This is a genomic window from Curtobacterium guangdongense (assembly GCF_049341845.1).
Lineage (GTDB): Bacteria > Actinomycetota > Actinomycetes > Actinomycetales > Microbacteriaceae > Curtobacterium > Curtobacterium guangdongense.
Genome location: NZ_JBMPIT010000005.1, coordinates 18,205 through 41,421, shown reverse-complemented (window position 1 = coordinate 41,421; position 23,217 = coordinate 18,205). Strand labels below are relative to the sequence as shown.

Below are 23,217 nucleotides of genomic sequence, written 5' to 3'. Positions count from 1 at the left end.
TCACCCCCTCCCCGTGATCGCTTGCACGGCGTCACCGGTCAGCGACGAGACGATCGACGGCAGCGCCATGAACAGCGCACCGGCGAAGATCACGGTCAGGCCGATCTTGATCGGGAAGCCCATCTGGAAGGCGTTGAGCGCCGGTGCCACACGGGTCAGGAGCCCGAGGCCGACGTCGGCGAGGAACAGGACGACGACGAGCGGGCCGGCGATCTGCAGCGTCGCGAGGAACATCTGCGACAGCGCCGTGACGAGCACGGACGCGACCCCGCCGAGCGCGAAGGAACCGTCCACGAGCGGCACCGCGTCGAACGACCGGACGAGTCCGGCGACGATGAGCTGGTACCCGCCGGACGCGAACAACAGCGCGAGCGCCGCCATCTGGAACAACCGGGTGAACTGCGCGCCGTTCACCTGCGACTGCGGGTCGTACGCCTGCGCGAGCGTGAACCCGCCGAACAGGTCGATGAGCGCGCCGGCGGACTGCACGGCCGCGAACACGAGGTACACCAGGAAGCCGAGCACCAGACCGACGACGAGCTGTGTGACGAGGGCGATGACGAACGCCCCGGTGTCGAGCGATTCGTACCCGGCGGTGACGCGCGGCGCGACGCCGACGGCGAGACCGAGCGCCAGGATGACCTTCACGGTCGCAGGGAACGCCTTGTACGAGAACGGCGGCGCGATCACGAAGAACGCGATCATCCGGACGCCGGCGAGCATGGTGCCCTCGAGCGAGTCGAAGTCGATGGCGAGCTCCATCAGCCCACCCCGAGGAGCTTCGGGATCTGGTCGAACGCGAAGTGCGTGAACGCGACCATCTCCGAGATCATCCAGTTGCCGCAGACGACCAGCGCGACGGCGACCGCCAGGGCCTTCGGCACGAACGAGAGCGTGACCTCCTGGATCTGCGTGACCGACTGGAACAGCGAGATCGCGAAGCCCACGACGAGCGACGTCACGAGGACGGGTGCTGCGAGCTTGCCCGCGACCATGAGGGCCTGCAGGACGAGATCGATGACGGCTTGCTGGTCCACTAGTGCACCACCTGGTAGCTCTCGATGAGCGACTTGATGATGAGCCCCCACCCGTCGACGAGCACGAACAGCAGGATCTTGAACGGCAGCGAGATCATCACCGGCGGGAGCATCATCATGCCCATCGACATGAGCGCCGCGGAGACGACGAGGTCGATGACGAGGAACGGGATGAAGATGACGAACCCGATGATGAACGCGCTGCGGAGCTCGGAGATGATGAACGCCGGGATGACGGTCGTCATCGGCACGTCGGCCATCGTCTTCGGGTTGCCCTGACCGGCAGCGCGGGTGATGAGCGCGACGTCCTCCTCGCGCGTCTGGTGCAGCATGAACGTCCGGAGCGGCTTCGTGCCGATGTCGACGGCCTGCTGGAAGTCGATGTGGCCCGCCAGGTAGGGCTGGAGCGCGTCGTCGTTGATGTGCCCGATCACCGGCGCCATCACGAACAGCGACAGGAACAGCGCCAGGCCAGCGAGCACCTGGTTCGGCGGGATCGACTGCAGCGCGAGCGCGTTCCTGGTCATCGCGAGGACGACGAAGATCTTCGTGAACGACGTCATCATCAGCATCAGCGCCGGGGCGACGCTCAGCAGCGTGATCCCGATGAGCGTCACGACGGCCGAGGACGGCTGCCCGTCCGGCCCGTTCACGCTGACGGAGAACCCGCCGGTGGACGGCGACGCCGGCGCGGAGGGCGTGGCCGGCGCGGTCGGCTGGACGACCCCGGTCGCGTGTGCGCCGGTCGCGGTGAGCATGAGGAACCCGGCGACCATCGCCAGGCCGAGCAGGACCAGCAGGACGAGGCGCCCGGTGCGCGCGGCGGTCACCCGGCCCGCCGGGAACGGAGGGCGGCGGCGGCCTGCCGCCAGGTGTCGGCGGACAGGATCGACCCCTGGAGCTGCGCGGACGTCGGGACCGCACGGCGGTCACGGTTCCGGGGGCGCAGGGGCAGGTCGGACGGGAGGCTCGTGGCGGCGTCGGTCTGCACGGCCAGTTCCTGACGGAACTGCTCCGCCGACGGGGTCGGACGCACGGGCAGCGCGACCGGACCGGTCACGATCGTGAGTTCCGGCGCGGGTGCCTCGCCGCTGGTGAGCAGGCTGACGCCGTGCTCGGTCACGCCGAGCACGAGGCGCTCCCCCTCGACGTCCACGACGACGACGCTCGCCTTGCCGCCGATGCCCTGTCGGGCGACGACCTCCACCGCGGCGGACCGACGTCCGCGCGGCTTCTTCCCCGCGCCGAACTGGCCCTTCGACACGCGGCGGTGCAGCACCCACATCAGGGCGAGCACGACGCCGAGCGAGAGCGCGACGCGGAGGGTGATGACGAGCGTGTCCACGTCGGGTCAGAGGCTTTCGGCGACGTCGAGGATCTTCGTGATGCGGACGGCGTAGTCCTGGTCGACGACGACGACCTCGCCGTGCGCGATCAGCCGGCCGTTCAGCAGCACGTCGGCGGGCGCACCGGCGGAGCGGTCGAGTTCGACGACGGCGCCCGGTTCCATGCCGAGCACGTCGCGGACGGACATCCGGGTGCGACCGATCTCGACCGTCAGGGTCATCTCGACGTTGTTGATCCGGCCGAGGTTGCCGGCGGGGATCGACACGTGCTGCACGGGCGCGGCGCCGACGGTGCCGTTCTCGCGGATGCGGATGCCGAACCAGCCGCCGGGGAGCCCGCCGGCGGTGAGCTCGAACACCACGGTGTCCGGGTCGGCGAACAGCGACGCGGCGGACTCACGACGGGCCTCGCCGAGGACGCCGACACCGAGCGCCGACACCGCGCCCTCGAGCGACGGACGGAGCACGTCGGTGACCGCCACGAGGCCGTGGTCGGTGCCGCCGGCGGCGGCGATCTGGTCCAGGTCGGTGAGGACCACCGCGAGGTCCGCGGACAGCCCGCCGACGAAGGACGCGACCACACCGTCGACCGCAGCCTCCAGGACGGCGGCGTTCGGGCCTCCCGGCAGTGCCAGCGCGCGGAGGGGCGCCGCCGTCGGGAGCTGCGCGACGAGTGCCTCGGCGGCACCGGTGTGGAGGGTGGTGGTGGCGGTCATGCGGGGAGCTCCGATGTGGTGGTGACGACGATGCCGGCGAGGCGCGAGCCGTTCGCGCCGACGGCGGCGGTGCCGACGGGCTCGCCGTCGACCGCGATGGTGAGGGGACGGTGCTGCGGGTGCGGCAGCGGCAGCAGGTCGCCGACGGCGAGGCGCAGGACCTGCGACGGCAGGACGGCGGCCGGGGCGAAGCGCAGCGAGACGCCGACGGGGACGCTCGCGAGCTGGGCGTCGAGGAGCACGCGGGCGTCGGCGGACGACACGGTGGCCGCGGCCTCGCCGAGCTGCGGGAGCACGGCCTCGGCCGGCAGGGCGAGCGTGCCGGGGGCGATGCGGTCGCCGACGCGGATCTCGAAGGACGCCACGATCATCAGGTCGCCCTTCTGCGCGGCCTGGGCGAACTGCGAGTTGTACTGGAACCCGCCGACGGTGACGTCGTGCGTGAGGAGCCCGCCGAACGAGTACCGGAGGTCGTCGAGGGCGTCCTCGATGATCTTCCGGACGAGCGCCTGCTCGATCGGGGTGAAGGTACGGTCGGGCGCCGGCAACGGCTTCGAGGCGCCGAGCGCGTGTGACACCCACGTCAGGGCGGCGTCGAGCGGGACCTGCAGCACGCCCTTCGGGGTCGTGTCGGCGATCGGCAGCAGCGCCATGCCCGTGAGCGCCGGCAGGGACGCGGCGTACTCGTCGTACGTCATCATCTGGACCTGCTCGCACGTGACCTGGCTGACCACGCGGACCTTGGCGGTCAGCTGGGTGCCCCACTGCCTGGCGAAGGTCTCGAAGGCGAGCTCGAGGACCCGCGCGTGCTCGCGGGCGAGCGTCGACGGGCGCGCGAAGTCGTACACCTCGGGCGCTGGCAGGGTCTCGGTCACGGGTGGGTCTATCGGGTCGACCCGTCCCACCCGTCAGTGCTGTGCCCACTTCTGGGGGCCGGAGGGCGTCAGCCGGATCGCGCCCCGTCCTGCGCCTTCGCCAGCGCCGGCATCAGCGCGCTGACGTCCTGGTCGGCGTTCGACAGCACCACGATGTCGACGCGTCGGTTCAGCGCGAGGTCCTGGTCGGTGCTCCCCTTCGCGAGCGGCCGACTCGACCCGAACCCGACGCTCTGGATCCGGTCGGCCGGCATGCCTCCCCGCTCCACCAGGTCGCGGAGGACCCCGGTCGCACGGGCCGCGCTGAGCTCCCAGTTCGTCGCGTACGGGGCGGTCGAGTTCCGCTGGTCGGCGTGGCCCTCGACGCTGACGTCGTGGTCGGCCGTCTGCAGGACCGGTGCGATCGCGTCCATGATCGCCTTCGCCTGGTCGGACAGGTCGGCGCTGTTCGTGCCGAAGTACGTCTCGCTGCCGACCAGCCGCACGGTCAGTCCTCGGGCGTCGACGGTGAACTGCACGTTGGTGGTCTGCCCCGCCTTGTCGAGGTTCGCCTTGATCGCCGCTTCGATCGCCTGCAGGTCGTCGAGTTCCTGCTTCGCCGCGGCGACGTCCTGCTTGGTCGCGCTGGCGGGGACGGCCGGGACGGCGGTCGACGCGGGGTCCGTGTTGGTGTCCTTGCTGCCGGACGCCGCGGTGGAGTGGTCGGCCTTCGCGTTGTCGACCGAGTAGCCCTTGCCGTCGGTGACCTCGTTCTTCTTCACGACGGTACCGCTCGCGGTGTCGATCTTGTCCGTCTTGACCTCGCCGAAGCCCGTGGCGAGCGAGGTCTTCAGCGCGATGTACTTCTGCTGGTCGACCGTCGACATCGCGAACAGCACGAGGAACATGCACATCAGGACGGTGATCATGTCCATGTAGGACGCCATCCAGCGCTCGTCGGGGTGCTCTGCCTCGTCGTGACCGCCCTTCTTCGAGCGTCCACGCCCGCGCCCACGGGGGTTCGCGCTCATCGTCAGGCCGCCAGCTGCTGGTCGTCGACGGACTCGCCCTTGCCGGCCTTGCCCTTGCCCTTCGCCGCGGCGCCGTCGCCCCTGGCGGCCGGCGGGACCATCGCCTTGAGGCGTTCACCGAGGAGCCGCGGCTGGCTGCCGGCCTGCACCGCGAGGAGTCCCTCCATCAGGAGCGTCTGGCGGTCGGACTCGAGCTGCGCGAGCTTGCGGAGCTTCCCGCCGATCGGCAGCCAGAGGAAGTTCGCGGTGAGGAGGCCCCACAGGGTCGCGACGAACGCGCTCGCGATGAGCGGGCCGAGCTCGTCCGGCTTGCCGAGGTTCGCGAGCACGTGGGTCAGCGACACCACGGTGCCGATGATGCCGACGGTCGGGGCGAAGCCGCCGAGGCCCATGAAGAACGAGCTCGCGCTGCGGACCGGCGCGGCGTTCGACTCGATCTCGTCCTCGAGCAGGATCCGGAGCTCGTCGCCGTCGGTGCCGTCGGCGATGTTCTGCAGCGCCTTCTTCATGAACGGGTCCGAGTGCTTGTCGGCCTCCTGCTCGAGCGCGAGCAGGCCGTTGGCGCGGGCGACCTCGGCGAGGCCCACGACGTCGTCGATGACCGACGCCGGCGGGGTGACCTTGCCGGTGAACGCCTTCGGGACCGACTTGAACGAGGCGATGGCGTCCTTCAACGTCGTGCTCGCGATGCCGCAGCCGATGGTCGCGCCGAACACGAGCAGCATCGGCGCGGGGAGGAACAGGCCGGCGAGCTCGACGTGCTCCATCTCGACCATGCCGAAGAGTGCGCCGAAGGCGAGCAGGATCCCGACGATCGTTGCGATGTCCACGTCAGCGCTCCCCGTGCAGCGGTGCGACGGGCGCGAGGACCGGCTGCGGACCCGTGGCACTGCGTGGCTCGGTGCCGTACGCCATCGTGACGATCCGGGCGCGGTACGCGGCGATCCGGTCGATGACCTCGGCCATGGACTCGCGGACGATGTACTTCGCGCCGTCGACCATGATGAGCGTCGTGTCCGGCGTCTCCTGGATGCGCTCCACGAGATCGGGGTTGACAGCGAACCCGCTGCCGTTGAGTCGTGTGACGACGATCATGGCCCGTCCTTGGTGTGTCTCGTCCCCGCCGCCGTCCGTGGGGCAGGGTGTGCGGCCGCCCTTCCGTGGGTGGTCAGCGGTGTCTATCGGACGCACGGCGCCGCTCGTTAGGTGCGCGGGCGTCCGCGCAAGTGGGGACCGGCCGTCACCCGATCTCGGGAACGCACGCCGAGCCTCCAGGCCGTGCCCAGGCCGGGTGCACGACCAGCGCAGGTTCGGAGCGCTCCATGGGGTGATGGCCAGATCCCTGCTGACCGTCCCCCTGCTCACCACGACCGCCGTCGCCGCACTCGCCTGGTTCACGCTCGGCCCGCCCGCGGCACTCGCGTTCATCGCGCTCGCCCTGCTCGAGATCGCGATGGCGGCCGACTCGTCCGTCCCGATGGCCGGCATCGCCAGCCGGCTGCACTCCCCGGCACGACGCCTGTTCCTGTCGCTCGGCATCGTCGCCGGCGTCCTCGCGATGCGACTGCTGCTGCCGCCGGCGGCAGTCGCCGTCGGCGACGCCTCGGACCCGGCGTCGGCCGTGTCCGAGGCGGTCTTCGCACCGGGTACCTTCGCGGCACACCTGCAGGACGTCCGCCCGGCACTCGCCGCCTTCGGTGCGTCGTTCATCTGGCTCGTCTTCGCCGAGTACCTGTTCAACACGGACCGCGCGTCCCGCAGGTCCTGGCTGGGCGGACTGGAGGCCCGGCTCGCCGCCGTCGCGCGGCCGCGCGTCTGGTCGCTGGTCACCGCTGGGACCGGTGTGGTGCTGACGTCCGTGCTCGTCGGGTCCACCTCCTCGTGGGAGCCCGTCTCGGTGGTGCCGGTGGCCCTCGGTGGCATCGCGGGCACCGTCGGGTACCTCGGGTCGAAGGGCGTGGCCAAGTGGGCGCTGCGCTCCCCCGCCGGGACGACGGACACCGCGTCGATCGGGACCGGGCGGGGCGCCTGGCGGATCCACGCGTACGCGTCGACGGTCGTGTTCGAGCGCGGGCTCGTCGTGTTCATGCTGTTCGAGATCCTGGACGGGGCGTACTCGTTGTCCGGGTCGGGACCGCTCGGGTCCGACGGCATCGGTGCGCTCGAGCAGGCAGGCGTCGCGGGCGCGGCGATCGCGGTCGGCGCGGTGTTCCTCGCACGTCTGACCTCGCACCTCGACCAGGCGGCCGGGCTGCGGCGGCTCCGGTACCTCAAGGCCGGGGCTGCGTACGTGCTCGGCGTGCTGTCGGTGCTGCTGTGGACGAGCCTGCTCGTGCCGATCCCGGGCACCGTCGTCGGGTGGTTCGGCTCGGTGGTCATCGGTCTGGCGCTCGCGACGTCACTGCCGTGGCGGGCGTGGGTCCGCCGTGCGAGAGTGGGCGCGTGAGCACAGCGACGGCGCCGACACCCACCCGACTCCACCGGCTGGCGCTCTTCGCGGTGTCCACCATGACCGGGTTCGGCATCGCGTCGTGGGTCACGCGCACCCCGGCCGTCCGGTCGGACCTCGGCGCGTCGATCGAGGCGATGGGCATCGTCCTGTTCGGCCTGTCGATCGGGTCGATGATCGGCATCCTCGGCGCCGGAGCACTCGTCCGCCGACTCGGGACCCGCCCGCTCGTCCTCGTCGGCGCCGCGCTGCCGGTGCTCGGCATGCTGCTCGTCGGTGTCCTGGCACCGGCGCAGTTCGCCGTCGGGGTCTGGGGCGGGCTGTTCCTCATCGGCTTCGGCGCCGGCGTCGCCGAGATCGGCCTGAACGTCGAGGCCGCGGCGCAGGAGCGTGCGACCGGCCGGCCGGTCGTGCCGATGCTGCACGCCTGCTTCAGTCTCGGGACCGTCGCGGGCGGGGTCGTCGGGATCGCGATGACCGCCGCGCAGACCCCAGTCGTCGTGCACCTGACGATCGCCACGGCCGTGATGGCCGCGCTCGCGGTCTTCGCCGCGACGAACCTCCGGCCGCTGCCCCGGGTGGAGGCTCCCGCCGCTGACGGCACGCGCCCGGTGCGTCGCCGTGGTGTCGTCACCGTGCAGCTGCTCCTCATCGCGGTGATCACGCTCGCGATGGCGTTCGCCGAGGGATCGGCGAGCGACTGGCTGCCGCTCCTCATGACGAACGAGCACGACGCGCCGGAGGTCCTCGGCTCCCTCGTGTTCACCGGCTTCGCGCTCGCGATGTTCATCGGCCGGTCGGCCGGAACGCCCCTCGTCACCCGCTTCGGACGCGGCGCCGTGATCCGGGCGTGCGCAGCCGTCGGTGCGATCGGGGTGCTCGGAGTCGTCCTCGCGCCGACCCCGCTCCTCACGGCGATCGCGGCGGTGGTCTGGGGACTCGGCATCGCGCTCGGCTTCCCGCTCGCCGTCTCCGCGGCGGGTGACCACCCGACGGACGGCGACCGTCGCGTGTCCGTCGTCGCCGCGGCGGGCTACATCGCGTTCCTGGTCGGGCCGCCGACGCTCGGCTTCCTCGGGGAGCACCTCGGGCTGCAGCTCACCATGCTCGTGCCGGCGGCGCTGCTCGTCATCGCGGTCGTCATCGCGCCGGCCGCCGGGGTGCAGCGGACGGCGGCGCGTTCGGCGGAGTAGGCGTGCCGTCCGGGTCGTCGTGCCGTCTGGGTCGCCGTGCTGGATGGGTCGTCGTGCTGGATGGGTCGTCGGCCGCTGGTCAGTCGCGTTCGCCCTGGCGGAGCAGCCGGGTCTCCTCGGCGTCGTACTCCGCCCGGACCTGCCGCAGCACCAGGTCGTCGATGTCGCCGTCGTCGCGCATCCGGAGCACCGTCGCCGACTTGTGCCGGACGAGTTCGAGTTCGAGCTCCACCGCATCGCCGCGCTTCGCGAGCAACGGGTGGTCTGTCTCGTCGCTCTGCTCCGCCCGGACGAGCGCCAGGTGGCCTTCGTAGTCCGCGCGGATGCGCTCGACCACCTCGTCGTCGGCCCCGAGCCGCTTGGCCAGGCGCGGCAGGGCGTCGAGCGCCTCCTCGATCGCGGTCCGCTCGGCGTCCCGACGCTCGTCGACCACCTCGTCGCGACCGCCGAAGTCGGCCCACTTGACGACCGCGGGGAGGACGAGTGACTGCCCGACGATCGTGACCACGACGACGCCGGCCGTGACGAACACGATGAGGTCGCGGTCCGGGAACGCCGCACCGCTCTCGACCATGCGCGGCACCGCGACGGCCATCGCCAGCGACACCGCCCCACGGAACCCGGTGAAGCCGCTGACCACCCGGTCACGGTGTCCCTCTCGTGGCGTGCCGCCGGTGCGCAGCGTGACGAGCTTGACGGCACCCCACGACGCGTTGAGGAAGGCGAAGCGGAGCACCACGAGCGTCACCGAGACCAGGCCGATGAGACCGAGCCCGAGCCACAGTTCCCGGATGCCGAGCGCGCGGACGGCGATGGTCGCCTCGATGCCGACGAGCACGAACAGCGCGCCGTTGAGCAGGAACGTCGCGAACGACCAGAACGACCGCACCTGCTGCCGGGTCTCGGCTCGGTCGAGTTTCGGAGCCACCTGGCTGACGACCAGCCCCGCGACGACGACGGCGAGGACGCCGGACGCACCGATCGCCTCCGCGGCCAGGAACGCCACGAACGGGACGAGCAGCGTGAGCAGGTTCTCCAGCACGACGGCGTGCACCCGCCGCAGGACCTGCATGCCGAGCCAGGACACCACGAGCCCGGCGGCGATGCCACCGACGTAGGAGAGCAGCAGCATCCCGCTGACGTTCCACGCCGTCAGGGTCTGCTCGCCCGCCGTCACGGCCACCGCGATCCCGTAGACGACGAGCGTCGTCCCGTCGTTCACCAGGCTCTCCGCGCGGAGCACCGTCGTGTTCCGGCGCGGCAGCGACCGGGTCAGCGCGCCGACGGCCGTCGCGTCCGTCGGAGCCACCGCGGCACCGAGCACCCACGCCGGGCCCCACGGCATGCCGAGCAGGTGCAGGAGCGTCGCCACGCCGCCCGCGGTGACCACGACGAGGAGCGTGCCCATCAGGACGATGCCCCGCAGGTTCGCGCGGATCTCCCGGAGCGAGATGGTCAGGCTCTCCCAGTACAGGAGCGCGGGGAGGAACAGCAGCAGCACCGCCTCCGCCGGGAGTTCCAGGCCGCCGAACTGCGGGATGAACGCGATCCCGGCGCCGAAGACGAGCAGCAGCACCGGCGGTGCGATCCGGATCCGCCCGGAGACGGCGGTGGCGACCGCGATCGCCGTGGCGAGCACGACGACGAGTTCGGGTGCGATGAGTTCCATGGGCCTCAGAGCATGGCAGGCGGTGCCTGTGCGCGGCTCGCAGAACGGGCTGCGGTCGGCCTCGGCGGCGCCGACGGTCAGGTCAGGTCAGGTCAGGTCAGGTCAGGTCAGGGGTACGTCGCGGAACGCCTGCCCGTCGATGTGTTCGAAGGTCAGTCGAGGGGCGCCGGCCGGGTCCTGACGGGTGCGAGGAACGCCGTCAACACCGTCGCGACGATCGCGACGGCAGCGATGATCGCCGCGAGCACGACGATCTGGAACCGACCGGCGTCGAGCGGCGACACCCCACCGAAGATCGCACCGACGAACGCGCCGGGCAACGTGACGAGGCCAGTCGTCCTGGTCTGGTCGGTGGTCGGGACCATCGCGGCGTGGACCGCGCGGCGCACCAGGTCCGCCGTGGACCGGCGCGGGGTCGCACCGAGCGCGAGCCACCCTTCGACCTCGTCCCACCGGTCGTCGGCCAGTTCGACGAACCGCCGACCGGAGAGCGTCGCGATGGTCATCGCGTTGCCGATCACGATCCCGCCGACCGCCAGCACGTAGCGGGGCGTGAACGCGACCGCACCGGTGGCGAACACGACGCCGAGCGACACGACGATGCCGGCCGCCATCGCGAGCGCGACCGGCCCGATGCGCTGCCGGAACGTGCCGAGCCGGCGCGCCGAGGTCGTCGCCGCGACACTGAACATCACCACCAGGGCGATCGCGATCCAGACCGGATCCCGGATGACGCCGGCGAGGACCAGGCTGATCGCCGCGAGCTGCGCGGTCCCACGGAGCACCGCCAGCGCCGGCGCCCACGGCGACGGCGCACGGGTGGCGAGCAGGACCGTCGTCGCGACGGCGACGAGGACGAGCAGGCCGATGAGCGTCCACACGACGGCGCTCCACTCGATCATGAGACGACCTTGCCACGTGCGGACACCGCTTCGTGACCGGCGTGTGTGGCACCCTGTGGAGGACATCGACCACCCGGAGGCCACGTGACGACCGCGTCCCGACTGCTGCTCGTCGAGGACGACCCTCGACTCGGCCCCCTCGTCGCCGACGTCCTCGGTGAGGACTGGGATGTGACGCTCGCCACCACCGGCGAGGACGCGCTCCGTCTGGCGGCGGAGCGGATGTTCGAGGTGATGGTCGTCGACCGTCGGCTGCCGGGGATCGACGGCGTCGAGGTCGTCGCCGGTCTCCGCGCCCGTCGTGACGCGACCCCGGTGCTCATGCTCACCGCGCTCGGCACGCTCGACGACCGCGTGTCCGGTCTCGACGCCGGTGCGAACGACTACCTCGTCAAGCCGTTCGAGTTCGAGGAGCTCTCCGCACGACTCCGTGCACTCACGCGCGATTTCACGTCCGAGGGCGACCCGGTGCCGATCGGCGAGTGGACGTTCTACCCGGCGACGGCGACGGTCTACTCGCCGTACTCCGGCCGGATCCAGCTGACCGACCGCGAGAACGCCTTGCTCGAGCTGCTCGCCAAGTCACCCACGACCGCGTTCTCCCGCGCGCACATCCTGTCCAGCGTGTTCGGTGCGAGCGAGCTCGAGGGAACGGTGGACACCTACGTCCACTACATCCGCCGGAAGACCGACCGTGAGCTCATCACGACGATCCGTGGCATCGGGTACCGGATCGGGTCACCGTGAGCGGGCCGAGACCGCGCCAGACCGGTCCGGACCACGACCCGGACCACACCGCCGTCCGACGGTCGGCGATCCGGATCGGCTGGCAGGTCGCAGCCGTCTCCGCCGGGCTCGTCGTGGTCATCATCGGGCTGGTGCTGGCCTTCGTGCTCTGGCAGTCGACGCCGCGCGAAGAGCTCGAGCAGCACGCCGAGAACGCCACGCGGATCTTCGTCGACAGCGACGAGCTCGTCCTCGCGCTCGCGGTGATCGGCGTCGGCGCCGTGCTCCTCGCCGGGCTCGCGACGTGGATCATCGCGCGGCGTGCGGTCGTCCCGATCGGCGAGGCGCTCCGTCTGCAGCGCACGTTCGTCGCGGACGCCAGCCACGAGCTCCGGACACCGCTCACCGTCATGAACGCCCGTGTCCAGCAGCTCAGCCGGAAGACCGCGGCCGACGACCCGAACCGCGAGGTCGTCGACGCCCTCCGGGACGACACGCGTGCGCTCGTCGACATCGTGAACGACCTGCTCCAGGCGGCGACCGCCACCGACGACGGAACGTCCGGCCCGACGCGGGTCGGCGTCGAGCTCGACGCGGCGGTCCGTGACCTGCAGGTCCTGGCGGACGAGCACGGCATCCGCATCGAGCACCCGCCGACCGACGCGAGGGTGACCGTCCCCGCGGTGGCGCTCCGCCGGTGCATCGTCGCGCTCGTCGACAACGCGGTCGGTCATGCACCGGCGGACAGCGTCGTGGAGATCGGTGTCCGGGAACGCGGCCGCTGGGTGGACATCAGCGTCGCCGACCACGGTGACGGGATCCGTGGCGTCGACCCGTCGCGCGTGTTCGACCGGTTCGCCCACGGCACGCCGACCGCCGGCGCAACGTCGGCGCCGACCAGCAAGCCGGACGGCACGCCGACCAGCAACGCGGGCGGCGCGCCACCGCGACGGACCGGCTACGGCATCGGCCTGGCGCTGGTCCGCGAGATCGTCGTCCGGCACGGTGGCTCCGTCCGGGTGCAGGACACCGGCCCGGCCGGGACGACGTTCCTGCTCACACTGCCGTCGGCGCGCTGATCCCCCGGCGCAGTCGCACGGACACCGTGCCGACGATGCCGACGATCGCCACCAGGAAGAGCACGCTCGTGGCGATGGTGCCGAACCCGAGCCCGCCGTCCGACACCGGCTGCGAGAGCAGGTCGCCGAGCGACGCTCCGAGCGGACGCGTCAGCACGTAGGCCGCCCAGAAGCACACGACGGCGTTCACCCGGGAGGCGAAGAAGAGCACCGACACGAGCGCGATGCCCCCGGCGAAGAGCAACAGCGCCGGCAGGTACCCGAGGCCCGTCTGCTCGGCGATGAGGTCACCGGCGGCGGTGCCGAGCGCGAAGGTGAACAGGATCGCGAGCCAGTAGAAGACCTCGCGACGGAACGTGTCGATCTCGTGGATGGACAGGGTCCCCTCGACGCGGAACCAGATCACGAACACCGCAGCCAGTGCGAGCGCGAAGACCGCGGTGCTGACGACGAGGCTGACGCCGAGCCCGTCGGTGAGGTTGTCCGTGATGCACGTGCCGACGATGCTGATCAGCACCACCGTCACCCAGTAGACGGTCGGCCGGTACCCGCTGGCGCGGAACTGGACGACGAGCACGAGCACGAGCACCGCGGCCATCACGACGGTCGTGAGCGGGAGCCCGAACCCGAGCGTCGTGCTGATGAGGTCGGCGGCGGTCTCGCCGACGGTGGTCGCGAGGACCTTGATGATCCAGAACGAGGCGGTGGGGTCCGGGACCTTGTTGCGGGTGCCGGACGTCGAGATGGAGGTTCGCATGGCCGGGAACGTATGGACTCCCCGACAAGGAATCACTCAGAAATCCGTCTGAGTCGACGTCCCGGGTTCTTGGAGCCGTCTGGGAACCACCCCGCGACGATCGACGCGTGACTTCGCAACTGACCCGCCCGCGCCGCTCCGAGCGCAGGCGCTCCGGCATCCTCCGTCCAGCCTCCGTCGCCCGCACCGGCATCGTCGCGGCAGCGGCCGTCATCGCCGTCCTCGTCGCCGGGGTGGTGCTGCACGACAGCAGTGTCGACCTGCCGGTGGTGACCTGGTTCAACTCGGCGCACACCGGGTTCGTCGGCGTGGTGACGAACACCGTCTACGAGCTGTTCAGTCCCGTCCCGGCGATCCTGCTGACCGTGGTCGCGACAGCTGTGATCTGGGCGGTCCGTCGCGACGTGCGGCCCGCAGCGGCATTCGCGGTGGTGATCGCCGGCACGTGGTTGCCGTCAGCGGTCGTGAAGCTCGTCGTCCACCGTGCCCGCCCCGACGCGCTGCAGCTCCCCCATCCGTTCTCCCCCGCGCAGGTCGACGCGTCCTACCCGAGCGGGCACTCCGTGTTCGTCGTCGCCGCGGCCGTCGCGGTCGTCCTGCTACTCGCCGACACCCGGGCCGCCGAGGCCGTCCGCGTCGCCGCACCGCTCGTCGTCCTCGTCGTCCTCGTCGTCCTCTGCTCGCTGCTCGTCGACGGTGTGCACTTCCCGACGGACGTCCTGGCGTCGGTCGTCTGGGCCCTCGGCGTCGCACCGTTCGTCCGGGCGGTGTGGGTCCGCGGCATCGCGCCGCGGATCCCGTTCCTGGCCTGAGCGCGGCGGGTCGCGCCCGGAACGCGGCCACGTGCGAACGGGAGGCAGGGTGCCAGCTGGCACCGTGCCTCCCGTCCGCCACGGGGTGACGCGAGCGGTCTGCTCACCCGATCACCCGCTGCTCGTCCTGGGCTCCGCGGTCCTGTCGCGCGGCCGCGCGACGCTTCTGCCGTGTGCGGAGTGCGCCGATCACCACCGGCAGGACGGAGACCACGACGATCACGATCGCGAGGACGTCGATGTGGTCGGCGACGAACGGGATGCCACCGAGGAGCACGCCGACCATCGTCATGACGACGACCCAGGTCGCCGCACCGACGACGTTCCAGAGCGTGAAGCGGCGCCAGCGCAGGTCGGCGGTGCCCGCGGCGAGCGGGACGTACGTGCGCACGACCGGCACGAAACGGCCGAGCACGAGGGACAGTGCCCCGTACTTCGTGAAGAACGCCTCGGCCTCGCGCAGGTGCGACGTCTTGAGCACCCGCGCGTCGTCCCGGAACAACCGCCGGCCGAACTCCCGACCGAGCCAGTAGCCGACCTGGTCGCCGGCGACCGCGGCGAGGATCCCGACCACGACGATCTGCCACGGTGCGATGCCGAGCGGTGTCGCCAGGATCGCGGCGGTGACGAGCAACGAGTCGCCCGGCAGGAACGGGAACAGCACCCCGGACTCGATGAAGACGACGATGCCGATGCCGAGCAGCACCCACGGGCCGAAGGAGTGGAGCAGCGAGGAGGCGTCGAACAGCGGGATCGCGAGCGGGAGCATCATGCCGCCGACTGTTCCCGACCATCCCCAAGGAACCTCGAAGAATGCGGTGGGGCAGCGCGGACCCTGCAACGCCGCATGTCCGTTCCGATGACGCGGTTCACCCGGCGGGGGTGATCTCCCGGCGCTCGAACGTCAGGTGGACGACACCGGACGGCGACGGGGTCGCCTCGATCGTGAACCGGTCCTCGAGGCCCTCGAGACCGTCCCAGAGCCGCTCGCCCCGTCCGAGCACGATCGGGACGAGCACGACGTGCATGCGGTCGACCAGGTCGGCGGCGAGGAACTGGCGGACCGTCTCGACACCGCCCCCGATCCGAACGTCCGACCCGGGTGCCGCAGCGCGTGCCTGTGCGAGTGCCTCGGCGGGGCTCGCGTCGATGAAGTGGAACGTCGTCCCGCCCGCCATCGACAGCGGTTCCCGCGGGTGGTGCGTCAGCACGAAGACCGGGGTGTGGAACGGCGGGTCTTCGTCCCACCAACCCGTCCACGAGTCGTCCGGCCATGGCCCGCGGACCGGACCGAACTTGTTGCGGCCCATGATCTCGACGCCGATGCCGTCGCCCCACGTGCGCGCGAACCGGTCGTCGAGGTCGGTGCTCCCGCCCGACGCCCCCTGCATGCTGCGGAACGTCTGCGTCCCGAAGAACCACTGCATGAGCCGTCCATCGGCGTGGCCGAACGGCTGCTCGAGCGACTGGTTGGCCCCCGCCCCGTAGCCGTCCAGCGAGATGGCGAAGTTGTGCACCCTGACGATCGACACGCAGCAACCATACGACGAGAGGCTCGTCGTGGGTCTGGACCCCACCAGCACAGGGCGCCCCCCGGCCCTGAAGCGGTCACGATGACGGACGGGAGGCTCGGTGCGGCCTGGCACCGAGCCTCCCGTCCGTCGACTAGTGGTCTGTCAGGGCAGCCGCGTATGCGCGGACGGAACGGTTGTAGCGCGGCAGCGTCGGCTCGACGGTCTCGATCGCGACGCGGAGGGCCTCGTCGTGGCGGCCTGCGCTGTGCAGCGCGAGCGCGAGGAACACCCTCGGCGCCGAGCCGGTGGACTCGTGCTCGGGAGCGTCCCGCAGCATCGCGATGGCCTCGTCGAGCCGGCCGAGGTTGCGGAGCGTCGACGCGTACTGGACGGCCATCTGCGCCGCACGGAGCGGATCGACCGTCGCCAGGCCCGCGTCGGCCGCAGCGGCGTACTGCTCCGCTGCCTCGTCCTCGTGGCCGGAGGAGTCGTAGGCGCCGCCGAGCTCGAACGCGCCGAGCGCGGGGTGCGGTGCGGAGTCGGCCAGTTCGCGCATCAGGGCCACGCGGGACTCGGGATCGACGGCTTCGTCGGCCCAGAGCGCGTCGACCAGGCTCTCCCACTCGACGTCGGCGGGCACGGCATCGGGAACGATCGGCATCCCGCCAGGCTACCGAGGCGACGCGGCTCGCACGAAGTCGAGCACGACCCGCGTCGCGTCCTGGTGGTCCTGCGGGCGGTGTCCGTGGCCGGCGAGGACCACGTGCGCCGCCCCGTCGATGCATGCGGCGATCGTCTCGTACTCGTCGTTCCAGCCGCCGGTGACGACGAGCGTCGGGACGCCCGTGCGGTCCGGGGTGTCGAGTGTCCACGGACCGGGCAGCATGCGCTGCCGCTCGGCCGCGAGCAGCTCTGCGGCGGTCGTCGGCGCCGACGCGCCGGGCCGGCCCGACATCGCGTCGCCGAAGGCCACCGCGAAGGTCGCAGCGTCGAGCGCCCCGGCGCGGTCGAGCACGGGCTGCATCCGTCGGATGTGGTCCTCCACCGCGGTCGTCCCGCGCGCGAGTGTGTACGCCGCCGGCTCGAACAGTACGAGCGCCTGCACCAGATCCGCCCGCCGGGCTGCCGCACGCATCGCGACAGGGCCGCCGAACGAGTGCGCGACGACCGCGGCACCGTCGGGGCACGCCCGGAGGAGCCGTGACTCCCACGCGTCCTGGTCGAACGGCACGGGCTCGGCCGACTCGGAGTCGTAGCCCGGCATCCTCGCGAACCGCGCGTCTGGCAATCCAGAGGCCACCGGCCACGCCCCGTCGATCGTGCGGTTCGAAGCGTGCAGGAACACGAACGCGCCGGTCTCCGCCATGGCACGACCCTAGCGAGACCGCGGATGCGCTGACAGGGTGGGACGATGTCGTCCATCCGGAACATCGCCGTCGGACTGCCGGTCCGGGACGGTCACGTGCTGCTGTCCGAGAACCACGACCGCGTCCGAGACCTCCGGTTCCACCGGCCGGTCGGCGGCGGGATCGAGTTCGGAGAGACCGCGGAGGAGGCACTCCGCCGGGAGTTCCGGGAAGAGCTCGACGTCGAACTGGCAATGGTCGAGCCGCTCGGCGTGCTGGAGAACATCTTCACGTTCGAGGGGCACCCGGGACACGAGTTCGTCCACGTGTTCGGGGTCACCTCCCCCGCTCTCGACTCCGTCCCCCTCGACGCCGAACTCGTCGTCCTCGACGAGGGCAGCCCCGTGCGGTGGGTGCCCATCGACACGGACGACCAGGTCTACCCCGAGGGCGTGCTCGACCTCCTCGCCCGGCGAGCTCCACGCCGACCGGACGTCACGACCGTCGACATCATCGGCGGACCGGAGGCGATCGAGGTCTCCCTCCACGACGCAGACCCCGCGTGGGCCGAGCGCTACCGCGAGCACGAGCGGCGCATCCGTCAGGTCCTGCCCGGGCCGGAGACGGGGATCGAGCACATCGGGTCCACGGCGGTGCCCGGCCTCGCGGCGAAGCCGATCATCGACGTCCTCGTGACGGTCGAGGACATCACCGCCGAGGAGGACTACCTCGACCAGCTCCTTGCTGCCGGCTACGAGCTCCGCGTCCGTGAGCCCGGACACCGGCTCGTCCGGACGCCCGCGCGAGATGCGCACGTGCACGTCTTCGAGCACGATGCGCCCGCCGTCGACCAGTACCGGCTCCTGCGGGATCACCTGCGCGCCGACGCGGACGACCGGGCGCTCTACTCGGAGACGAAGCGCGCGCTGCTCGAACGGCAGTGGGACGACATGAACGACTACGCCGACGCCAAGACCGAGGTCATCACCGCGATCAAGGCGCGAGCGCGAGCGGTCCGCGGCCAGTGATCACTCGGGCGGACGTGACACTCCGTCCGCCAGCACGAACGAGTGCGCAGATCTACTGGCCTACCCAACGCACGCGTCACCACGTCTGCGCACTCGATCGCTTCCACCAGCATCGGGTCGGCCCGAGCGGCCCGCGGCCGGTGATCATCACGCGGAGATGACGATCCGTCCCGCCGGCATAGACGAGTGCGCAACTCTGCCGACCTCCCCAGCGCTCCCGTCACCTCGTCTGCGCACTCGATCGACGCCACCAGCGTCGGACCGGCCCGAGCGGCCCGCGGCCAGTGATCACGCGAACGAACTGAGCGCCGCCGCGTAGCCGTCGGGATCGCTCCTCGTCTCGGCAGTCACCAGGAGACTGTGCGGTCCCACCCGTCGTGTGGACGTCCCACGGCACGGGATCTCGACGATCGTCGTCAGCCCCGCTCGCCACGCGGGGACGAGGACCTCGAGACAGTCACGTTCCGGCGACCGCTGCAGTGCTGCTGGCGCCATGAGTTCGTCGGAACGCGCCGATGTCCACTGGCGGTATCGACGAGTGAACGCAACATCGCCGAACTCGTCCTGCCATGACGGCCCGGACACCTGTTGCAGCAGCGCAGCCCGCTCGGCCCGCGGGATCGACGGGTCGTGCAACCGTTCGATCGCTCGCGGATCAGGCTGCGACCCGGCATGGGCGAGGCATGCGCGCCACAGCCCGGGCCACGCCGCCGACCATCCCGCACGATCCGCTCGGGCTCCGTCGGGCTCCCGCTCGGGCGGGTCGACGAGCAGCGGCGGGAGGTCCGCACCGACCGGCTCGAGCGCCCATGCCTCTCGGATCCAGAGCAGATCGAGCAGCGCGTGCGCATCGTTCTGGATCGTCAGGACCATGTCACGCGGCCACGGGTTCCCCGGGTCCGGCATCGTCGATATCACTGACTCCCCCATCTGTCCGGTCCAGCGAACCACGGAGCCCGCACCACCGCAACGGCGACCAGAAGACGGACGGGAGGCTCGGTGCCAGCTGGCACCGAGCCTCCCGTCCGGCCCGTGTCCGGGCCTGCATCACTCGGTCGTGGAGACCCAGTCGATGAGGAGGTTGCCGTCGGCGCCCCAGTTGCCGGTCTGGAACATGAAGCGGTGCGCGGTCGTCGGCACGTCCTCGGTCAGGGTCTGGAGGACCTGGCCGTCGACGCTGTACGTGACCGACTCGCCGGGGACCCAGTCGATCGTGTACGTGTGCCAGTCCCGCCACGAGACGCCGGTGCCGACCTGGACGCGCTCGTTCTCCTGACCGGGGGTCATCGAGTGCTGGAATGCGGACGGGCTCGACTCGAAGTTGCCCTCGGGGAAGTCGATCTCGCCGTCGGACCAGACGTTCGAGCTCGGCCAGAGCATGAACGCCGCGCCGTTGCCGTCGCCGCCCGTGGCCTTGGCGCGGACGGAGAAGGAGCCGCCGACGTGGTCCCACGCGCCGTCCTTGGACCCGAACGTGCCGGCAGCGCCCGCACCGCCGAGCTGGACGTCCATCACGCCGTCGTGGACGGAGACGGTCTTGCTCGGCTCGTAGATGCCGGAGGTGCCGTCGGGGTAGGGCTGCCACGACTGCGGGTACAGGGACTGGACGAGGCCGGTGACCGCGGACGTGTCGAAGTTCTCGACGAACGACGAGTCGGGTGCGACGGATGCGTCGTTCGCGACGGGTTCCGGCGCGGCCTGCTCAGGGGCCGCGGAGGGGTCGGACGTCGGAGCGTCGGTCGGCTCCGCCGTCGGGGTCTCCGTCGGGGTGGCCATCGGGTCCTCGCTCGGCGTGCTCGTCGAGTCGTCGGTCGGCTCGGGCGACACGACGGGTGGTGCGTGGTGCCACCGGCCGCCCCAGCCCCACACGTGGGCGGAGGCAGCGGTCGGGATCCCGATCAGCAGGACGGAGGCGGTGGCCGCCGCGAGGACGATGCGCCCGCGCTTCACCGCTCGTGCCGATCGATGGTGGACGGACTGGACGTGGGGGTCGTGCCGCGCATGGGCGTGCACGTGCTTCGGGTGTGGATGTCGTGCTCCTCGAGGGCTTCGGGTTGGGGAGTCGTCAGGGGCGGACGCACGTCCCGAGGGAATCGGTGACGTGTCCGCGAACATCCTGCATCATCCTGTGCCCCTTTTGGGGGTCATCCCGAGAACGTCCCCCGAATTCCCCGCTCGGAGCGCGGAGCGGCCGCTCGTGTACCCCGAGGTGCTCGGTCGTCGGGCGTGGGCTCGGACGACACCGCCCGGTCCTGTGACCGTGACCGGCTCAGTCGAACCGGTCGGGTCGGTCCTCCGGGCGCCCGGCTGGTCAGGACTGCTGAGGCACCGACGGTCAGCGCCCCATCGCCCCGGTGAGCAGGTCGACGAGAGCCATCAGGCCGAGGACGACCACGACCACGGACAGCAGCCAGCCGAACCCGAGCGCGTACTCGCCCACCGCACCGAGGAACGTCCCGTCGGCACGGCGGCCGGTCAGACGGTCGAGACGTCCACGACCTCCCGACCACAGCGCGGGAACGAGCGAGACGACACGCAGACGCCGGTCGATCACGAGCCCGCCGTGGACGACACCCGTCTGATCGAGCAGGCGGAACGGGAGCACGAGGGCGCCGGACACCAGGATCCGCCGGTCACCGAACACCGTCGGCGCGACGAGTGTGTCCCCGTCCCGCCAGCATGCGTCAGGCGAAGCGGCGAGTCCACAGACCCACTGCCAGGCGATCCCGACGACGAGCACGAGCAGGAGCGTCGTGTTCGGCACCCAGCTCACCGGGAACCCGTCGGCGTCGTAGCCCTGTGCGGTCCACTCCGCACGCGTCGCCCGGGTGAGGACGACCGCCAGGACGGTGACGACGAGCAGCAGTCGTCCGGTCCACCGCGCCACCGTGAGCCACGGCGTCGGGCGGTGCGCCCCCGGCGCCGGCAGCACCGACTCGTCCCGGTGGCGCGGAGGAGTCGTCGTGGTGTCCATGGCAGTCGTCATCATGCCGCAGCCGGGTCGGGGTCGCGCGCCCCAGTGGAGGGCACGGTGGCCGGCGCATCCCCCCGTCGTGGGCCTTGCGTCGTCCACGCCGCACGGCCACGCTGGCGAGATGCGCATCCGGACCGTCGTCGCGCTCTCGATCGTGGGTGCTTGTGCGCTCGCAGGAGGGGGTTTCGCGATCCAGCACGTCCACGACCGCATCGTCGCGCAGCAGGAGGCCCCGGCCGCTGATGCCTCCGTCGAAACGGTGACCCGGGCGTACCTGCGGGCGGCGGAACGGCACGACTGCGCGCTCACCAGCCTGCTGACGACCTCGAACACGTTCTCGTGGTGCGGTGCAGTGCCGGACGCACTCTCCGACGGCTGGCCCGATCTCCGGTCCTTCCGCGACCTCCGCGCGCCGGAACACGTGTCCGCCGAGGTCGGCGGTCGCAGCCAGGAGTGCGTGGCGTCGACGATCGACCAGCGCTGGATGACGGGCGCCGAGCCCGGCGAGCTGCAGTGGAACTGGTGCTGGGTGCACACCTCGGGCGGCTGGCGGCTCTGGGACCAGGGCCAGGGCTGAGACGCAGCGCTCGGCCTGCTCACGCCGGAGTGGTGCCGTGCAGCAGACGCTCGACGTGCTCGACACGACGGGCCCGGGCATGGGCACACTGGTGGAGTGCCCGGAACACGATCGTTCGACGTCCGCCCTGTCGACCTCCCGAAGACCGTGGAGGATCCGGAAGCCCGCGACTTCCTCGACTACCTGGCGATCGCGAGCCAGTCGATGTCCGAGCGGACGGGATCGACCGCGCTCTCCGACGACGCGCAGACGGTCCTCGCGGGACTCCGCGATCGCGCGCACCTGCGGTGGACGGTCTTCGTCGCCCACGAGAACGGAGAGCCCGTCGCCGCCGCACAGCTCGCGGTCCCGGTGGCCGCGGCAGACCATGCCGACGTCAGTGTCTTCGTCCGGGCGGCTCCGGCTGACCCCGACCGTGAACGGCACGTCCTCGCGGCGGTCGAGCGGGAAGCCGTCGCCCAAGGGTGCTCGACGATCCGGGTGGCGAGTCTGCACCGCCGCGACGACGCTCGGGCTTCAGTTGCCTCCGGGAACGGCGTCGGCGCTGTGCCGGCTGATTCTCTCGCGCTGACGCTCGCCGCTGCTGGCTACGAGCTCGGGCAGGTGGTCCGGTACAGCCAGCTGCTCCGCGACGGGACACTGGACCGCCGTATCGCAGAGTTACGATCGGAGGCGTCGGCTCACGCCGGACCCGACTACCGCCCGGTCTGGTGGTACGGGCCGACCCCGCCGCAGTGGGTCGATGGCCTCTCCGCAGTGCTCAACCGGATGTCGAGCGACGCGCCGCGGGGCGAGCTGGACGCGCGCGACGATCCGTGGGACGCGGAGCGTGTCCACTCCCGGGACGCACACGTGGCGCGCATCGGCGGGCTCATCGGCGTCGCCGGGATCGTGCACGAACCCACTGGTCGACTCGTTGCGGTCAGCGAGCTCTCGATCGGCGCCGATCGGTCGGCCACGACGCTGACGAAGTACACCCTGGTGCTGCCGGAGCACCGTGGCCACAGGCTCGGACTCCTGGCGAAGTGCGCTGCCCTCGCTGAATGGGCGCGAGCGGTGCCGGAGTCACCGGCGGTCCTCACGGCCAACGCCGAGGAGAACACCCACATGCTCGCGGTGAACACGTCGATCGGGTTCGAGCCGGCCTGGTGGTCCGGTGCGTGGCAGAAACACGTCTGACCGATCTCGCGGCATGGATCCGCGTCCC

The 23,217-nt window shown here is 71.4% G+C and carries 27 protein-coding genes; 8 read left to right on the top strand and 19 right to left on the bottom strand.

Features of this window, described 5'->3' with window-relative positions; genetic code table 11:
* The 9 genes from ACO0E1_RS08705 to ACO0E1_RS08665 all read right to left on the bottom strand — a co-directional run bounded on the left by ACO0E1_RS08705 (position 1) and on the right by ACO0E1_RS08665 (position 6,079).
* Positions 1 to 762 (bottom strand): flagellar biosynthetic protein FliR, encoded by a 762-nt coding sequence (locus ACO0E1_RS08705; protein ID WP_420364581.1) that lies wholly within the window; start codon positions 760 to 762, stop codon positions 1 to 3.
* Positions 762 to 1,037, bottom strand: coding sequence for a flagellar biosynthesis protein FliQ (gene fliQ, locus ACO0E1_RS08700; protein ID WP_402728668.1), 276 nt, complete (start codon positions 1,035 to 1,037; stop codon positions 762 to 764). The genes ACO0E1_RS08705 and fliQ overlap by 1 nt, the downstream gene beginning before the upstream one ends.
* The gene (gene fliP, locus ACO0E1_RS08695) at positions 1,037 to 1,867 is read right to left on the bottom strand and encodes a flagellar type III secretion system pore protein FliP (RefSeq protein ID WP_422873832.1); all 831 of its coding nucleotides are present in this window, start codon (positions 1,865 to 1,867) and stop codon (positions 1,037 to 1,039) included. The genes fliQ and fliP overlap by 1 nt, the downstream gene beginning before the upstream one ends.
* Positions 1,864 to 2,382: a FliO/MopB family protein gene (locus tag ACO0E1_RS08690; protein ID WP_422873831.1), complete on the bottom strand. Its 519-nt coding sequence runs from the start codon at positions 2,380 to 2,382 to the stop codon at positions 1,864 to 1,866. The genes fliP and ACO0E1_RS08690 overlap by 4 nt, the downstream gene beginning before the upstream one ends.
* A gap of 6 nt (positions 2,383 to 2,388) precedes the next feature.
* A complete protein-coding gene (gene fliN, locus ACO0E1_RS08685) occupies positions 2,389 to 3,099 on the bottom strand; it encodes a flagellar motor switch protein FliN (RefSeq protein WP_422873830.1) in 711 nt (236 codons plus the stop codon).
* Positions 3,096 to 3,974: a flagellar motor switch protein FliM gene (locus tag ACO0E1_RS08680; RefSeq protein WP_422873829.1), complete on the bottom strand. Its 879-nt coding sequence runs from the start codon at positions 3,972 to 3,974 to the stop codon at positions 3,096 to 3,098. Before ACO0E1_RS08680 ends, fliN begins: the two co-directional genes overlap by 4 nt.
* A 68-nt stretch (positions 3,975 to 4,042) precedes the next feature.
* Entirely contained in the window at positions 4,043 to 4,984 is a 942-nt protein-coding gene (locus ACO0E1_RS08675; RefSeq protein WP_422873828.1) for an OmpA/MotB family protein, read from the bottom strand.
* Positions 4,985 to 4,986: 2 nt separating this feature from the next.
* Positions 4,987 to 5,814, bottom strand: a complete 828-nt coding sequence (locus ACO0E1_RS08670) for a motility protein A (protein ID WP_422873827.1) — start codon at positions 5,812 to 5,814, stop codon at positions 4,987 to 4,989.
* 1 nt (position 5,815) lies between these two features.
* Entirely contained in the window at positions 5,816 to 6,079 is a 264-nt protein-coding gene (locus ACO0E1_RS08665) for a flagellar FlbD family protein (protein ID WP_422873826.1), read from the bottom strand.
* Positions 6,080 to 6,314: 235 nt separating this feature from the next.
* Here ACO0E1_RS08665 and ACO0E1_RS08660 point away from each other — a divergent pair, with 235 nt between their 5' ends.
* Positions 6,315 to 7,430 carry a DUF475 domain-containing protein gene (locus ACO0E1_RS08660; protein WP_422873825.1) on the top strand — a complete coding sequence of 372 codons (1,116 nt, stop codon included), beginning with the start codon at positions 6,315 to 6,317 and terminating at the stop codon, positions 7,428 to 7,430.
* Positions 7,427 to 8,626: an MFS transporter gene (locus ACO0E1_RS08655; protein WP_422873824.1), complete on the top strand. Its 1,200-nt coding sequence runs from the start codon at positions 7,427 to 7,429 to the stop codon at positions 8,624 to 8,626. The genes ACO0E1_RS08660 and ACO0E1_RS08655 overlap by 4 nt, the downstream gene beginning before the upstream one ends.
* Positions 8,627 to 8,705: 79 nt before the next feature.
* Here ACO0E1_RS08655 and ACO0E1_RS08650 read toward each other — a convergent pair whose 3' ends face one another.
* Together ACO0E1_RS08650 and ACO0E1_RS08645 are read right to left on the bottom strand one after the other, a co-directional pair.
* Complete coding sequence (locus ACO0E1_RS08650; protein WP_422873823.1) at positions 8,706 to 10,295, bottom strand: Na+/H+ antiporter; 1,590 nt, start codon at positions 10,293 to 10,295, stop codon at positions 8,706 to 8,708.
* A 152-nt stretch (positions 10,296 to 10,447) separates the two neighbouring features.
* Complete coding sequence (locus tag ACO0E1_RS08645) at positions 10,448 to 11,197, bottom strand: ABC transporter permease (RefSeq protein ID WP_422873822.1); 750 nt, start codon at positions 11,195 to 11,197, stop codon at positions 10,448 to 10,450.
* An 84-nt stretch (positions 11,198 to 11,281) separates the two neighbouring features.
* Here ACO0E1_RS08645 and ACO0E1_RS08640 point away from each other — a divergent pair, with 84 nt between their 5' ends.
* Positions 11,282 to 11,944: a response regulator transcription factor gene (locus tag ACO0E1_RS08640; protein ID WP_422873821.1), complete on the top strand. Its 663-nt coding sequence runs from the start codon at positions 11,282 to 11,284 to the stop codon at positions 11,942 to 11,944.
* Positions 11,941 to 13,002: a sensor histidine kinase gene (locus ACO0E1_RS08635; protein WP_422873820.1), complete on the top strand. Its 1,062-nt coding sequence runs from the start codon at positions 11,941 to 11,943 to the stop codon at positions 13,000 to 13,002. The genes ACO0E1_RS08640 and ACO0E1_RS08635 overlap by 4 nt, the downstream gene beginning before the upstream one ends.
* Here ACO0E1_RS08635 and ACO0E1_RS08630 read toward each other — a convergent pair.
* Positions 12,980 to 13,759: a COG4705 family protein gene (locus ACO0E1_RS08630; RefSeq protein WP_422873819.1), complete on the bottom strand. Its 780-nt coding sequence runs from the start codon at positions 13,757 to 13,759 to the stop codon at positions 12,980 to 12,982. The genes ACO0E1_RS08635 and ACO0E1_RS08630 overlap by 23 nt on opposite strands.
* Positions 13,760 to 13,866: 107 nt before the next feature.
* Between ACO0E1_RS08630 and ACO0E1_RS08625 the strand changes: the two genes are divergently transcribed.
* Positions 13,867 to 14,571, top strand: coding sequence for a phosphatase PAP2 family protein (locus tag ACO0E1_RS08625; RefSeq protein WP_422873818.1), 705 nt, complete (start codon positions 13,867 to 13,869; stop codon positions 14,569 to 14,571).
* Positions 14,572 to 14,674: 103 nt separating this feature from the next.
* Here the strand turns inward: ACO0E1_RS08625 and ACO0E1_RS08620 are convergent, their stop codons facing one another.
* The 4 genes from ACO0E1_RS08620 to ACO0E1_RS08605 form a co-directional block, all read right to left on the bottom strand.
* Positions 14,675 to 15,340 carry a DedA family protein gene (locus ACO0E1_RS08620; RefSeq protein WP_422874082.1) on the bottom strand — a complete coding sequence of 222 codons (666 nt, stop codon included), beginning with the start codon at positions 15,338 to 15,340 and terminating at the stop codon, positions 14,675 to 14,677.
* A 100-nt stretch (positions 15,341 to 15,440) separates the two neighbouring features.
* Positions 15,441 to 16,103 carry a dihydrofolate reductase family protein gene (locus ACO0E1_RS08615; protein WP_422873817.1) on the bottom strand — a complete coding sequence of 221 codons (663 nt, stop codon included), beginning with the start codon at positions 16,101 to 16,103 and terminating at the stop codon, positions 15,441 to 15,443.
* 133 nt (positions 16,104 to 16,236) lie between these two features.
* A complete protein-coding gene (locus ACO0E1_RS08610) occupies positions 16,237 to 16,746 on the bottom strand; it encodes a tetratricopeptide repeat protein (protein WP_422873816.1) in 510 nt (169 codons plus the stop codon).
* A gap of 9 nt (positions 16,747 to 16,755) precedes the next feature.
* Entirely contained in the window at positions 16,756 to 17,451 is a 696-nt protein-coding gene (locus ACO0E1_RS08605) for an alpha/beta fold hydrolase (RefSeq protein WP_422873815.1), read from the bottom strand.
* 45 nt (positions 17,452 to 17,496) lie between these two features.
* Between ACO0E1_RS08605 and ACO0E1_RS08600 the strand changes: the two genes are divergently transcribed.
* The gene (locus tag ACO0E1_RS08600; RefSeq protein ID WP_422873814.1) at positions 17,497 to 18,459 is read left to right on the top strand and encodes a GrpB family protein; all 963 of its coding nucleotides are present in this window, start codon (positions 17,497 to 17,499) and stop codon (positions 18,457 to 18,459) included.
* 288 nt (positions 18,460 to 18,747) lie between these two features.
* On the opposite strand, the gene ACO0E1_RS08595 is transcribed toward ACO0E1_RS08600, so the two are convergent.
* The 3 genes from ACO0E1_RS08595 to ACO0E1_RS08585 form a co-directional block, all read right to left on the bottom strand.
* The gene (locus ACO0E1_RS08595) at positions 18,748 to 19,389 is read right to left on the bottom strand and encodes a hypothetical protein (RefSeq protein ID WP_422873813.1); all 642 of its coding nucleotides are present in this window, start codon (positions 19,387 to 19,389) and stop codon (positions 18,748 to 18,750) included.
* 117 nt (positions 19,390 to 19,506) lie between these two features.
* On the bottom strand, positions 19,507 to 20,409 hold the full coding sequence (locus tag ACO0E1_RS08590; protein ID WP_422873812.1) for a family 16 glycosylhydrolase: 903 nt from the start codon (positions 20,407 to 20,409) through the stop codon (positions 19,507 to 19,509).
* A gap of 385 nt (positions 20,410 to 20,794) precedes the next feature.
* Positions 20,795 to 21,433: a hypothetical protein gene (locus ACO0E1_RS08585; protein ID WP_422873811.1), complete on the bottom strand. Its 639-nt coding sequence runs from the start codon at positions 21,431 to 21,433 to the stop codon at positions 20,795 to 20,797.
* A 121-nt stretch (positions 21,434 to 21,554) separates the two neighbouring features.
* On the opposite strand from ACO0E1_RS08585, the gene ACO0E1_RS08580 reads away from it, so the two are divergent.
* A complete protein-coding gene (locus ACO0E1_RS08580; protein WP_422873810.1) occupies positions 21,555 to 22,010 on the top strand; it encodes a hypothetical protein in 456 nt (151 codons plus the stop codon).
* Between the two features lie 96 nt (positions 22,011 to 22,106).
* Positions 22,107 to 23,189 carry a hypothetical protein gene (locus tag ACO0E1_RS08575; RefSeq protein ID WP_422873809.1) on the top strand — a complete coding sequence of 361 codons (1,083 nt, stop codon included), beginning with the start codon at positions 22,107 to 22,109 and terminating at the stop codon, positions 23,187 to 23,189.
* The last annotated feature ends 28 nt before the right edge of the window (positions 23,190 to 23,217 follow it).

Coding starts and splice junctions, on each gene's coding strand:
- ACO0E1_RS08705 (WP_420364581.1), bottom strand. CDS start 762: ATGGAGCTCGCCATCGACTTCGACTCGCTCGAGGGCACCATGCTCGCC.
- fliN (WP_422873830.1), bottom strand. CDS start 3,099: ATGACCGCCACCACCACCCTCCACACCGGTGCCGCCGAGGCACTCGTC.
- ACO0E1_RS08675 (WP_422873828.1), bottom strand. CDS start 4,984: ATGAGCGCGAACCCCCGTGGGCGCGGGCGTGGACGCTCGAAGAAGGGC.
- ACO0E1_RS08665 (WP_422873826.1), bottom strand. CDS start 6,079: ATGATCGTCGTCACACGACTCAACGGCAGCGGGTTCGCTGTCAACCCC.
- ACO0E1_RS08660 (WP_422873825.1), top strand. CDS start 6,315: ATGGCCAGATCCCTGCTGACCGTCCCCCTGCTCACCACGACCGCCGTC.
- ACO0E1_RS08650 (WP_422873823.1), bottom strand. CDS start 10,295: ATGGAACTCATCGCACCCGAACTCGTCGTCGTGCTCGCCACGGCGATC.
- ACO0E1_RS08645 (WP_422873822.1), bottom strand. CDS start 11,197: ATGATCGAGTGGAGCGCCGTCGTGTGGACGCTCATCGGCCTGCTCGTC.
- ACO0E1_RS08630 (WP_422873819.1), bottom strand. CDS start 13,759: ATGCGAACCTCCATCTCGACGTCCGGCACCCGCAACAAGGTCCCGGAC.
- ACO0E1_RS08620 (WP_422874082.1), bottom strand. CDS start 15,340: ATGCTCCCGCTCGCGATCCCGCTGTTCGACGCCTCCTCGCTGCTCCAC.
- ACO0E1_RS08610 (WP_422873816.1), bottom strand. CDS start 16,746: ATGCCGATCGTTCCCGATGCCGTGCCCGCCGACGTCGAGTGGGAGAGC.
- ACO0E1_RS08605 (WP_422873815.1), bottom strand. CDS start 17,451: ATGGCGGAGACCGGCGCGTTCGTGTTCCTGCACGCTTCGAACCGCACG.
- ACO0E1_RS08600 (WP_422873814.1), top strand. CDS start 17,497: ATGTCGTCCATCCGGAACATCGCCGTCGGACTGCCGGTCCGGGACGGT.
- ACO0E1_RS08595 (WP_422873813.1), bottom strand. CDS start 19,389: ATGGGGGAGTCAGTGATATCGACGATGCCGGACCCGGGGAACCCGTGG.
- ACO0E1_RS08585 (WP_422873811.1), bottom strand. CDS start 21,433: ATGGACACCACGACGACTCCTCCGCGCCACCGGGACGAGTCGGTGCTG.
- ACO0E1_RS08580 (WP_422873810.1), top strand. CDS start 21,555: ATGCGCATCCGGACCGTCGTCGCGCTCTCGATCGTGGGTGCTTGTGCG.